The sequence below is a fragment of the Kribbella steppae genome, from assembly GCF_004342025.1.
Lineage (GTDB): Bacteria > Actinomycetota > Actinomycetes > Propionibacteriales > Kribbellaceae > Kribbella > Kribbella steppae.
Map to the genome: position 1 here is coordinate 180843 of NZ_SLWN01000004.1, position 12908 is coordinate 193750.

Genomic DNA, 12908 nt, shown 5'->3' on the forward strand with positions numbered 1-12908 from the left:
GGGGCGAGCTGTGGATCGGAGATGCCGGGGTGTCCCCGGCGGCGCCTGGAGCGCGGGGCGGCGCCGGGGACGGGGACCGGGTGGTCCCCCGCCGGCCGCGGGAGAGCGCGCTGCCGACCCCTGCTGGGGCCGAACCAGCCGGGACGGCGGCAGGTGTCGCGATCTCCCACGGCGACGTCATCAGGCCAGCCCGGCCTTCAGGTCCTGGCCGACGGCGGTGAGCAACGTGCGGGCCGGTACGTCGCTGACAGTCCGGGCCTTGGCGAGGAACAGGTCGAGGGCGACGGCCGCCACAGCCGGCTGGTTGCGACGGACAGCACGCTCCGCCAAGCCCAGCTGGACTTTCATCACCGTGGCAGTTGCCAACGGCACCGTCCCGGCGACCTGGTAGCGATCCACCAGCTTGACCGCCTCCGGGTACGACACGACCACCGTGAACGGCACCGTGGTCACCGACTTGTTGCCTGCGACATCCACAGCCGACGCCGTCAGCTCGTGCGCCCCAAGACCGAGGACTGCACCGTCGAGCTTCCCGGCCGGCGACAGCGCGCGGCCATCGACCGCGAGCGTCACGTCCCCGGCCGGACCAGACAACGCATCCGACGCCGTGGCCGCAACCGCAGCAACCGAGGCCACCCCGAGCGACCCGCCGGCAGCCACCCCGGTGACCGCTACGACAGGCGCCGTACGGTCGATCTTCACCGTGGTCGACTCGGCCGTCGACACGTTCCCCGCAGTGTCACTAGCCCGCACCTGGATCGTGTGCGTGCCGTCAGCAGACAACGTCACCGGAGCCGTGTACTCGGACCAGTCGCCGGTACCGACCTTCTGCTCCACGTACACCTGCCCCGCCTGGTCGTCCGTCGCCATCGCGGTAGCAACAACGGGAGCGGTCCACCACCCACCGAGCCCGGAAGGGGTCGACGGATTCAGCGACAGATTGACCGACGGAGCCACCGTGTCCCGGACCAACTTGAAGTAGTCGAACCGCGCCGTCTTCGACGCGACCTGATCCGCCCCGAAGGCGTACACACCGAACGAGGCCGACTCGAGCGCCGGGTTGGTCACCGCCGGCAGCGCGGTCCACGCCACGCCATCGGCACTGTAGGACCCGGTGAACGTCGACCCGCTCTTCGCCAACCGCAGGTGCCAGACACCCTGCGTCGCCGCAGCGTTCGGCGCCGGCTCGACCACCGCATCCGCGACCTCACTCCGCAACTCCAGCCCACGTGTCACCGCGGACCCGGCTGCGTTGGTCGTCAGATAGTCGAGCTTCACGTAGTTGGCGTCATCGGCGTACACCATCAACCCGGCCTGCTGGTACCGCTCGTCGAACGCCGACGCGTCCACCTTCGTCTCGATCGTCCAGTCACCGTCCGGCGCCGGCTGCAGCATCAGGTTCTTCGGATTGGTGTTCCCGCCCTGGTAGATGTCGCCATTGCCGGTGTCGATCTCCAGAGCATCACCCGCCACCCGGAAGGCCGCCGGATCGGGCCGTACGACGCCCGACCACCGGCACGCGTCCAGCGTCGTACCCGCGAACTCGTCATCCGGGGCCGGCTGCTCGGCGGTGTCGTCCGGCGTGATGATGAAGTGGTCGAACGACGCCGTGATCGGCAACGCCTCGGCCCGGTTCGTCAGCCCGAACAGCCCGATCCGCGGATTCGAGATCCCGGCCAGCTGCTTGGTCTCCGGCATCTCCGTGAACGTCGCGCCATCCGCACTGTAGGCAGCCTTCAAGGACGACCCGTCCGAGGTGAACCGCACCCACACGGTGTCCGGGTACGACGCACCCAGGTTGGCCGTGTTCGACGCGGCGACCTCATTCGGTACGCCGGCCTCCTCGCGAATGAACTGGAAGATCCGGTCCGCCGCCGACGGCGATCCGGTCGACCGGCCCTGGAGCACCATCTTGGCGTAGTTGTCGTCGTCGCCGTACACGATCAATCCGGCTTGCTGATACGCCAGCCGGGCGGGCAACGTGAGCTTCGTCGTCGCCTGCCAGGCACCCGCCGGCAACGGCTGCAGCACGATGTTCGGCGTGCTCGAGTTGCCGGTCCCGTAGATGTCGGTCGCCGTCAACGGGATCGACAGATTGCCGTCGGCAACCGACAGCTCCTGGTTGCCCCGGACAACAGCGGACCATCGTTCGGTGTCGAGCGCCGTACCGTCGAACCCGTCGGACCGTCCGGTGAGACAGGCCGGCAGCGAAGGCGAATCCACAGTCACCGTCACGGTCACCGAACCCGCTGCACCGCGGGCATCCGTCACCGTCACCTTGGCAGCGAAACTCCCAGCCGTCGTGTAGGTGTGACTCACCGACGCACCGGTAGCGGTGGCTCCGTCTCCGAAGCTCCATGCGTAGGTCAACGGCAGGTCACCCTCGGCATCGGTCGCAGCCGCTGTGAAGTCGACCTTCAACGGAGCCTTGCCCTGCGTCACCGATGCCGATGCGGTGACCGTGGGCCGCTGATTCTCCGTCACACCCTTCCCGATAAAGCGAACCCAGTTGACGTTCAGCTGCCCGGTCGTCTTGACGAAGTACAGCGGACCGCTCGCCAGCGAAGCCCCACTGACGTCGCCCGTGAAGTCGCCGTACGTCTGCCATCCACCTGTCGGAGACACCTGAATCGTCGCCACCACCGGGCCATCAGTAGGCGAACCCTGACGGACCTGCACCGTCGCGCCCGCCTCCGGGGATGCAGCCCGCAACTGAATCTGATCGATCAGCGTCAGGTTGGTCGGCTTCCAACCCCACCAGTCGCCGTCCTCGATCCACCCGATGTTCTTGCCACCGCCGGCCACATCGCCGGTGTCCTCAACCTGTACGCCGGGTGTCGATCCTGGTCCGCCGGTCTCGGTGAAGTACTCCGCCTCACGCGTCTTCGGCTGCAGTTGCACGACCTTCTGCGTGGTGATCGTCCCCGTCCCCGGCGCGCCCTTGTCCGTGTACGTCACGGTGACGATGCCGAAGATGTTCGCGCCGACGTGCCCTTGGTCGCCAGGTAGCGGGAATGTCCCCTCACACCCGCGGTACTGCTCATAGCCGTGCGCGTGCTCATCATGCCCGAGCGCCGGCTGGGTGATCACGTCATTGCAATCGACCACCCCGTCCTCGGGGTCGGTCACTGTCACCTTGTAGCGGATGGTGTCCCCGAAGTCGAAGAACCCACCGTCAACCGGAGCCTGCACGGTGATCGTCGGTGCCGTGTTCCCGGCCGTGATCGTCCGGTTCGACACCGCCGTACGCCCGTCCGGATCGCTCACCGTCAGGCGAGCCGTGAACACGCCAGGCGTCGCATAGGTGTACGACGGTTTGGCCTCGGTGCTGTCCGTCGTACCGTTGCCGTCGAAGTCCCAGGCCAGCGTGATCGGTTGTCCGTCCGGATCTCGCGAACCGGTCGAGTCGAAGGCAACCGTCAGCGGCGCCGGGCCCGACGTCTTGTCCGTGCTGAACTGCGCGATCGGCGCCCGATTCCCTTGCACGTAATCGATCCGGTAGATCCCCGAGTCGGCGTTGTTACCGCCGAACCCGCTCCCCCACTCGATCACATACAAGGCACCATCGGGTCCGAACTGCAGTGCGTGCGGCCGGATGAAGCTCTGCTTCTGCAGCATCCGCGACACGTCGACCACACCGCTGCGCTCGTCGTTCAACTGCACCGAGAACAGCCGGCTGTCGTTCCAGTCCGCCCACACCGCCTTGCCGTCGAAGTACGCCGGCCACTTCCGATCCGACGTGCTGTCGGCGTTGTACTGATACGCACCACTCGTCATCGGTGCACCACTGCCACCGATCTCCGGTACGCCGGTCGTCGACTTGCCCATCCACAGAGTCGCCGGGATCGCCGCCGGCAACTGCGTGATGCCGGTGTTGTTCGGCGACTCGTTGACCGGTGCGTTGCAGTTGAACACAGCACCCGACGTCCCGGTGGCGAAGTCGTGGTCGTTGTACGGCGTGTTGTTGCCGACGCAGTACGGCCAGCCGTAGAACCCCGGCTTGTCGAGGATGTCCCACTCGACCCGCCCGTCCGGCCCGCGCGTCGGAGACACCCCGCCCGCGTCCGGTCCGTAGTCCGCGACGAACAAATGGTTCGTGGTTGGGTCGATCCCGATCCGGAACGGATTCCGGAAGCCCATCGCGTAGATCTCCGGCCGCGTCTTCGCCGTACCCGCCGCGAACATGTTGCCGGCCGGGATCGTGTACGTGCCGTCCGCCTCCGGGTGGATGCGGAGGATCTTCCCGTTCAGGTTGTTGCTGTTGGCAGCACTGCGCTGCGAGTCCCACGCGGCCCGTCCGGACCGCTCGTCGATCGGCGTGTATCCGTCGGAGTCGAACGGATTGCTGTTGTCGCCGGTGGCCACGAAAAGGTTGCCCTGACCGTCGAACTCCAGCGCACCACCCGCGTGACAACACTGATCCCGCTGCGTGTCGATCCGCAGTACCTGCTTCTCACTCGCGAGGTCGAGGGTGTCACCAGTCACCTTGAACCGCGAGACCCGGTCGAAGGGCTCGGTGCCCGCCGGGGAGTAGTACAGGTATAGAGAGCCGTTCTCGGCGAAGGCAGGATCCAGCGCGATCCCGAGCAGCCCGAACTCCTGCCCGGTGTAGACGTTCAGCGTGCCGGCAGTCACCACGGAACCGTCCGGCTTGACGATCTTCACCGCGCCGTTCCGGTCGATGTAGAAGACCCGGCCGTCACCGGCGATCGCGAGCTCCATCGGGTTCGACGTGTCGTCGTCCAGCGTCACCTTCTGGTAGCTGTCACTCAGGGACGCGCCACAGTCGGCGGCCTCCACACCAGCGGCAGTCTTGATCCCGCCCAACAACAGCTGCCGGAAGGCCGGTTCGGCGTACGACGCGATCGTGTGCCCCATGCCCGTGTACCAAGCCCGGCCACCGTCATAGTCCTGACACCACGTGATCGGGTGCTCCGGACCCATGTTCCCGCCCGTGTACGACGATTCGTCGAGCGAGGCGAGGACGTGGACCGAGTCGCGCGGGTTGGTGCGGTAGTTGTACCACTCGTCCGTGCGCTGCCAGATCGTCGGCGCTTCCGCCGTCGACGGGTGGGCGTGGTCTTCAACCTTCACCGTGCCGGCCGGCGTACCCGGTGGGTGACTGTCGAAGTAGCTGCCGACGAGCTCGCCGTACCAGGGCCAGTCGTACTCGGTGTCGGACGCGGCGTGCACACCGGCGTACCCGCCACCGGCCCGGATGTACCGCTCGAAGGCGGCCTGCTGGTCGGCGTTCAGTACGTCGCCAGTCGTCGACATCCAGATGACCACCTCGTACTTGGCCAGCTCGGTGTCGTTGAACAGCGACGCATCCTCGGTCGCGGTGACGGTGAAGTTGTTCGCCGCGGCGAGTTCGGTGATCGCCTGGATGCCGGCCGGGATCGAGTCGTGCCGGAACCCGGCGGTCTTGCTGAAGATCAGTGCATTGAACGTCTCGTCACCGTGGCCGGGATGAGCCCGGGCCGGTAGGGGTATCAGCAGTGTCGCGATCAGGGCGAGCACGAGCGCACGAATCACCGTGCCGTGCCTGCGTAGCTGGATCATGCGGAGCTCCTCATGGGTCGGATAAGGTGCGCGCTCCATCAGTCGGGGCGGGAAAGACCCCAGCTACTACAAGTCCCGTGCTCTGCCCTGCGCGGGAGTCAGTACTCTCTCCAAATCAGGCTGGTCAGCGAACGCCGAGCAGGTGCTCCATCGCCAGCTGGTCCAGCTTCTCGAACCCGAGACCGCGCTCGGCCAGCGCCTCCCGGTCGTACTTCTCGTTGCGGAGGTCGGCCAGCGTCTCACCCTCGGCCAGGGTGGGCTCGGACAACTCCGCGACCTTGGCCGCGGCCAGCGCCTCGGCCACCTCCGGGTCGGCCCGGAACGCCGCCACCTTGTCGCGAAGGATCAGGTAGTTCCGCATACAGCCACGCGCGGTCTCCCAGACGCCTTCCTCGTCCTCGGTCCGCGGCGGCTTGTAGTCGAAGTGCACGTAACCGTCGTACCCGGGCCGGCCGTCGGTGCCCTGCAGCACGTCGACGGTCCAGAACGCCTCGCGCAGGTTGCCGGCGCCGAAGCGCAGGTCCTGGTCGAACCGCGGACCGTGCTGCCCGTTCAGGTCGATGTGGTACAGCTTCCCGTGCCACAGCGCCTGAGCGATACCGTGCGCGTAGTTCAGCCCGGCCATCTGCTCGTGCCCGACCTCGGGGTTGATGCCGACCAGTTCCGGATCGGCGAGATCGTTGATGAAGGCAATCGCGTGGCCGATCGACGGCAGCAAGATGTCACCGCGCGGCTCGTTCGGCTTCGGCTCGATCGCGAACCGGATGTTGTAGCCCTGCGCCCGCACGTACGCACAGAGCAGGTCCATCGACTCCTTGTACCGGTCGAGGGCCGCGTTGACGTCCTTCGAGCCGCCGGACTCGGCACCTTCACGACCGCCCCAGAGCACGTACGTCGACGCGCCCAGCTCAGCCGCAAGGTCGAGGTTGCGCAGCACCTTGGACAGTGCGTACCGCCGTACCGACCGGTCGTTCGCGGTCAGGCCGCCGTCCTTGAACACCGGGTGGCTGAACAGGTTCGTGGTCGCCATCTCGACCACGATGCCGGTGTCGGCCAGTGCCTTGGTGAACCGCTCGAGCACCTGCTGCCGGGTGCCGTCGTCGGGCACCACGTCGTCGTCGTGGAACGAGATCGCCGCGGCACCCAGTTCCGCGAGCTTCTCCACCGCGTAGACCGGGTCCATCGCCGGGCGGACCGCCGTACCGAAGACGTCGACGCCCTGCCAGCCGATCGTCCACAGACCGAACGAGAACTTGTCGTCCCTGGTCGGGGTATAGCTCTTCATTCAGGAATCTCCTGCCATTGTCGTGAGGTCGAACTGGCCTCGACCGCGGCCAGCACCCGCTGGACCCGCAGCCCGTCGGCGAACGACGGTGTCGGATCGGCTTCATCGGCGATCGCGGTGACCAGGTCGACGACCTGATGGGTGAACCCGTGCTCGTAACCGAGCAGGTGGCCGGGCGGCCACCACGCTCCGACGTACGGGTGGGCGGACTCGGTGGCGAGGATCCGCCGGAAACCGGCGGTGCGCGCGTCCTCGGTCGCGTCGTAGAAGTGCAGGAGGTTCATGTCCTCGAAGTCGAACGCGAGGCTGCCCAGGCTGCCGTTGATCTCGATCCGGATCGCGTTCTTCCGGCCGGTGGCGAAGCGGGTCGCCTCGAAGACGCCGAGTGCACCGGAGCCGAACCTGGCCAGGAACACGGCCGCGTCGTCGACCGTGACCGGTCCCCGTTCGCTGCCCGCCGTACCGGCCAGACCGGAGTGCTCGGCCGCGACCGGGCGCTCCTTCACGAACGTCTCCAGCTGACCGCTCACCTCGGCGATGTTGTCGCCGGTGATGAACTGGGTCAGGTCGATGATGTGCGCACCGATGTCACCGAGCGCGCCGGAGCCGGCCTTCTCCTTGTCCAGCCGCCACGACAGCGGCGCCTCCGGGTCGGCGATCCAGTCCTGCAGGTACTGCGCCCGGACGTGCCGGATCGTCCCGAGTTTGCCCTCGGCGACGAGCTGGCGGGCCAGCGCGATCGCCGGCACCCGGCGGTAGGTGAACCCGACCATCGACCTGATCCCCTTGGCCGCCGCCGCGTCGGCCGCCGCCGTCATCGCCTCGGCCTCCTCGACCGTGTTGGCCAGCGGCTTCTCGCACAGCACGTGCTTACCGGCCTCGAGGGCGGCGATGGCGATCTCGGCGTGGCTGTCCCCCGGCGTACAGACGTCGATCAGCTGGATGTCGTCGCGGCCGAGCAGCTTGCGCCAGTCGGTCTCGGTCTCCGTCCAGCCGAGCTTGGTCGCCGCGGCCGCGACCGCCTCGGGGTTGCGGCCGCAGAGCACGTTCATCGCCGGATTCAGCGGCAGGTCGAAGAAGCGCGGCGCGCTCCGCCAGGCCTGCGAATGGGCCGCACCCATGAACGCGTAGCCGATCAGGCCGATGCCCAGGTCTGTCATTGTCGAGACTCTCCTTTAGCTCGCAGTCAGCTTTCGAAGGCAGTGGGCAGGTACTGGTCCACGTTGTCCTTGGTCACCACCGGCGCGTACAGCTGGATGGTGCGCGGCACCTCGACCTCCACCAGGTCGCCGAGGGCCTTCTTCTGCACCAGCAGCCGGGCCAGCCGGACACCGTCCGCACCCTGCGTGGACGGGTAGATGACGGTGGCCCGCAGCAGGCTGGTGCCGGACTTGATGTCCCGCATCACGTTCGCCGAGCCGGCCCCGCCGACCACGAAGAACTCCTTGCGGCCGGAGTTCTTGATCGCGGCCATCACGCCGACACCCTGGTCGTCGTCGTGGTTCCAGATGGCGTCGAGCTTGGGAGCCGCCTGCAGCAGGTTGGCGGCGGCCTTCTCACCGGACTCGACGGTGAACTCGGCGGCGACCCGGTTGCTCACCTTCAGGCCGCAGTCGGCCAGCGCCTCCTTGAAGCCCTGGCTGCGGGCCTGGGTCAGCGGCAGCGAGTCGATCCCGGCGATCTCGGCGATCACCGCGTCCTTCTTCCCCTTCATCTCCTTGCAGATGTAGGTTCCGGCCGAGACCCCCATCCCCTTGTTGTCACCGAGGATCGTGGTCCGGGCGGCGAACGTGCTGTCGAACTCCCGGTCCACGTTCACCACCGTGATACCGGCCTCCATCGCCTTGATCGCCACCGGGGTGAGCGCGGCGCCGTCGAACGGCAGCAGCACGATCGCGTCGACCTTCTGGTTGATGAAGGTCTCCACCTGGCTGATCTGCAGGTTCACATCGTTGGTGCCCTCGGCAACGATCAGCTCGACGTCGGAGTACTTCTTCGCCTCCGCCTGGGTGGCCTTGGTGATGGCACCCATCCAGCCGTGGTCGGCCGCCGGTGCGGAGAACCCGATCCGGACCTTCTGGCCGGGTTCGTCGTTCTTGCCGGACGCGACCCCCTGAGGTGCGGCGGCGTTGTCTTCCTTCTCGGCCTCCGGGGTGTTGCTGGTGCATGCTGCCAGCGCGACCATGCTCAAACCGGCGATGATCAGGGTACGGACGGAACGTGCGGACATCATTGTCCTCCTAGGTGTTCAGAGTTCGAGCGGCGAGACGTTGCTGCAGCAGGACCGCGATCACGATGATCAGACCCTTGGCCACCGACTGGGCGGAGATGCTCAGGTTGTTCAGCGTGAAGACGTTGTTGAGAGTGGTGAAGATCAGGACGCCGAAGACGGTGCCGACGATGGTCCCGCGACCACCGGACAGCAGCGTGCCGCCGATCACCACGGCCGCGATCGCGTCCAGTTCGTACAGCTGACCGTGGGTCGCGCTGCCGGTCGTCGTCCGGGCCATCAGCATCACCGCGGCGATCCCGCAGCACAGCCCGCACAGGACGTAGAGGGCGACGGTGTGACGCTGGACCTTGATCCCGGCGAGGCGGGCGGCTTCGGCGTTGCCGCCGACGGCGAAGGTACGGCGGCCGAAGGTGGTCCGGTTGAGCAGCACCCAGCCGGCCGCGGCGACCAGCACGAAGATCCAGACCAGCACCGGTACGCCGATCAGCGAGCCACCGAAGAAGTCGACGAACGCGTTGACCGAGATGATCTGCGTCTTGCGATCGGCGATGATCTCGGCCAGACCGCGGGCGGCTGCCAGCATCGCCAGGGTCGCGATGAACGGCACGATCTTGCCGTAGGCAATGAGCACCCCGTTGACCAGACCACACGCCGACCCGACCACGAGCGCCGTGGTGACCATGAAGATCCAGTGGAAGTCCGCCGCCATCTGCTGGGTCGCCAAGGTGGTCGCCCAGACCGACGCGAGCGCGACCATCGCACCGACGGACAGGTCGATCCCGCCGCCGGTGATGACGAACGTCATGCCGATACTGACCACGCCGATGACGGCGGCGAGCCGCAGGATGGTCAGCACGTTGGCGCCGGTGGCGAACGTGTCGCCGGCGGTGACGATGCCGACGATGCAGAGCAGGACCAACGCCACCACCAGGCCGACGTTGCGTCCCGCACCACCCCTCAGCAGACCGCGCGACCGCGGCGCCGCAGGCGGAGTGACGGTCGCTTGCGACGACGCGGTTTGTTCAGGTGGGCGTGCGATGTCATCACTCACACGGCACTTCCTTCCATCACCAGGTCGAGTACCTGGTGCTCGTCGATGTCTTGCGCGGGTCCGCTGTACACGGCCCGCCCCTCCCGCAGTACGACGACCCGGTCGGCGAGACCGAGCACTTCCTCGACCTCGCTGGAGACCATCACGATCGCGACCCCATTGGCGGCCAGCTTGTGAATCAGGGCGTAGATCTCGGACCGCGCACCCACGTCCACACCCCGGGTCGGCTCGTCGAGCAACAGCACGCGGCAGTCCCGCAACAGCCAGCGGGCCAGCACGACCTTCTGCTGGTTGCCGCCGGACAGGTTGCGGACCGGCTGGTCCACGCCGACCGGGCGGACATCCAGTGCTCTGGTCAGTTCGGCGGCCGCTTCCCGCTCGGCCCGGCCGTTCAGGAATCCCCCGCTGGCGAACCGCTGCATGGTCGACACCGTGATGTTCTTGTACACCGCCTCGTCCAGCAGCAACGCCTGACTCTTCCGCTCCTCCGGCGCCAGCCCGACACCCGCCTTGACCGCGGCCTGCACCCGGCCCGGTCGCAGCGTCACGCCGTCGACCCGTACCGACCCGGTTGCTGCCCGGCGAGCGCCGTACACGGTCTCCAGCACTTCGGAACGACCCGAACCGACGAGCCCGGCCAGGCCGAGGATCTCGCCGGCCCGGACGGTGAACCCGATCCCGGCGAACTCGGCCGGCCGGGTCAGGTCGGCCACTTCGAGGACGACGGGCGCCGTACTGAGGATCTCCCGGCGCGGCGGGAAGACGTACTCGATCGAGCGGCCGGTCATCAGCCGGATGAGTTCCTTGGTCGGCGTCTCCCGGGCGTCCAGACCGGTCGCAACGGTGGCGCCGTCCTTCAGCACGGTGACGCGGTCGCCGACCTGGCGGATCTCCTCGAGCCGGTGCGAGATGTAGACGACGGCGACACCGCGCGCGGTCAGGCCGCGGATGACCCGGAACAGGTTGGACACCTCTTCGGGGTCGAGCACCGCGGACGGCTCGTCCATCACGATCAGCCGGGCGTCCCGGGACAGCGCGCGGGCCATGCTGACCACCTGTTGCCCCGCGGACGGCAGTGAGCCGACCGTGCGGTGCGTCGGGATCTCGCTGTGGCCCAGGCCCTGCAGGATCTCGCGGGCCCGAGCAGTCGCCTCGTGCCGTCGGCTGAAGCCGAACCGGGCCGGCTCGTGACCGAGAAAGATGTTCTCGGCAACGGTCAGGTCGGGCACCAGGTCGAGTTCCTGGTAGATCGCGGCGATCCCGCGCTGGATCGCGGCGGTCGGGGTGTTGAGCTGCACCTGTTCGCCGTTGATGTGGATCGTGCCGGCATCGGGTTGGTGGGCACCGGTCAGCACGCGGATCAGCGTGGACTTGCCGGCGCCGTTCTGGCCGAGCAGGCAGTGCACCTCGCCGGAGCGGACGTCGAGGTCGACGCCGTCGAGTGCCCGGACGCCCGGGAACTCCTTGACGATGCCGGTCATGGTCAGCAGGTCGGTCATTGGGCGACCCCCGTTTCGGTCCGGCCGATCACCGTCGGGTCGACGAAGACCTGGTCGAGGGAGATCTGCGCACCACCACGCACCGCCGCGGTGAAACCGAGCTCCGACCTGACCACCCGGCAGCCGCCGCCGTCCGGGGCGATCACGCGGTCGCGGATCGCCGTCTCCAAGGGTTCCTTCAGCCACGGCCCGAGCACGGCGAAGTAGCCGCCGAGCACGAGCACGTCCGGGTTCAGGATGTTCACCAAGATCGCTCCCCCAATTCCCAGCCACGTTCCGACGTCCTTGAGTGCCTTCAGCGTCCGGGGCTCCCCCGCCTCGGCCCGCGTGGTGATCTCGGCCAGTCGTCGCTCCACGTCCAGCGACGGATCACGGACCGGATCGTCCTCATCCGTTGCCTTATGCAACAGTGCGGTCAGGCCGACGACCGTCTCCCAGCAGCCGGTCCGGCCGCAGCCGCAGATCCGACCTTCCGGCGCGACCGGCATGTGCCCGACCTCGCCGCTGTACCCGCTCCCGCCGCGGAGCAGATGCCCGTTCGACACCACCCCACCACCGACACCGACCGCACCGGTGAGCAGCACGATGTCCTGGATCGGCTCGGCCTTCCGCAGTTCCGAGTACGCCGCCAGCGCCGCGAGGTTCGCCTCGTTGTCCACATGCAGCGGGTACGCCGGTTCGCCCAGCCGCTCGCGCATCTCGCGGATCACCGGGACCTCACCCCAACCCAGGTTCGGAGCCAGCTTGAGTTCACCGGTGTCGCCTTGGACCAAACCGGGGACGGCGAGCGTCACGCCGGCCACCTGGCCGCCTCGAGCATCCACAGCCGCCACGGATTCGCGCACCAGGTCGGCCAGCCGGTCGAGCGTCGTACCCGGGCCGAGGTGGGCGACGTCCAGGGGAATCCGTCGTTGGCAGACCGTGTCGCCGGCCAGGTCGAGGGCGGTGACGGCGAGGTAGTCGACGTTGATCTCGGCGCCGACGCCGCAGACTCCGGTGCCGTCGAGTTCGACGAGCTGTCCGGGGCGGCCGAGGGCACGAGTGGAGTCGGCCGGGCCTTCGCGGAGCAGGCCGCGCTCGACGAGTTCGGCGACCAGGCTGCTGACGGTCGCCTTGTTCAGACCGGTGTCGGCGGCGATCCGGGCCCGCGATCGCGGGCCGAGGTCGCGGACGTGACGCAAGACGACCGAGAGGTTGTTGCGGCGGAGCGAGACATGGTCCGCGGCAACAACCCGGTTGCCCGGGCGGCGGCCGTCCGTCAGCGACATGCGACTCCCA

At 67.9% G+C, this 12908-nt stretch carries 7 protein-coding genes; all 7 read right to left on the bottom strand.

From position 1 onward, the window contains the following. Positions 1 to 180: 180 nt before the first annotated feature. A complete protein-coding gene (locus tag EV652_RS12890; RefSeq protein WP_132209332.1) occupies positions 181 to 5562 on the bottom strand; it encodes a ThuA domain-containing protein in 5382 nt (1793 codons plus the stop codon). A gap of 124 nt (positions 5563 to 5686) precedes the next feature. Continuing rightward, positions 5687 to 6847: a xylose isomerase gene (gene xylA / locus EV652_RS12895; protein WP_132209333.1), complete on the bottom strand. Its 1161-nt coding sequence runs from the start codon at positions 6845 to 6847 to the stop codon at positions 5687 to 5689. Beyond that, complete coding sequence (locus EV652_RS12900; protein ID WP_132209334.1) at positions 6844 to 8007, bottom strand: Gfo/Idh/MocA family protein; 1164 nt, start codon at positions 8005 to 8007, stop codon at positions 6844 to 6846. Before EV652_RS12900 ends, xylA begins: the two co-directional genes overlap by 4 nt. A gap of 26 nt (positions 8008 to 8033) precedes the next feature. After that, positions 8034 to 9077: a substrate-binding domain-containing protein gene (locus EV652_RS12905; RefSeq protein ID WP_132209335.1), complete on the bottom strand. Its 1044-nt coding sequence runs from the start codon at positions 9075 to 9077 to the stop codon at positions 8034 to 8036. Between the two features lie 10 nt (positions 9078 to 9087). Next, complete coding sequence (locus tag EV652_RS12910; protein ID WP_132209336.1) at positions 9088 to 10131, bottom strand: ABC transporter permease; 1044 nt, start codon at positions 10129 to 10131, stop codon at positions 9088 to 9090. After that, entirely contained in the window at positions 10128 to 11630 is a 1503-nt protein-coding gene (locus EV652_RS12915) for a sugar ABC transporter ATP-binding protein (RefSeq protein WP_199238156.1), read from the bottom strand. The genes EV652_RS12910 and EV652_RS12915 overlap by 4 nt, the downstream gene beginning before the upstream one ends. Further along, the gene (locus tag EV652_RS12920; protein ID WP_132209337.1) at positions 11627 to 12898 is read right to left on the bottom strand and encodes an ROK family transcriptional regulator; all 1272 of its coding nucleotides are present in this window, start codon (positions 12896 to 12898) and stop codon (positions 11627 to 11629) included. Before EV652_RS12920 ends, EV652_RS12915 begins: the two co-directional genes overlap by 4 nt. Between the last annotated feature and the right edge of the window lie 10 nt (positions 12899 to 12908).

Coding starts and splice junctions, on each gene's coding strand:
- EV652_RS12890 (WP_132209332.1), bottom strand. CDS start 5,562: ATGATCCAGCTACGCAGGCACGGCACGGTGATTCGTGCGCTCGTGCTC.
- xylA (WP_132209333.1), bottom strand. CDS start 6,847: ATGAAGAGCTATACCCCGACCAGGGACGACAAGTTCTCGTTCGGTCTG.
- EV652_RS12900 (WP_132209334.1), bottom strand. CDS start 8,007: ATGACAGACCTGGGCATCGGCCTGATCGGCTACGCGTTCATGGGTGCG.
- EV652_RS12905 (WP_132209335.1), bottom strand. CDS start 9,077: ATGTCCGCACGTTCCGTCCGTACCCTGATCATCGCCGGTTTGAGCATG.
- EV652_RS12915 (WP_199238156.1), bottom strand. CDS start 11,630: ATGACCGACCTGCTGACCATGACCGGCATCGTCAAGGAGTTCCCGGGC.
- EV652_RS12920 (WP_132209337.1), bottom strand. CDS start 12,898: ATGTCGCTGACGGACGGCCGCCGCCCGGGCAACCGGGTTGTTGCCGCG.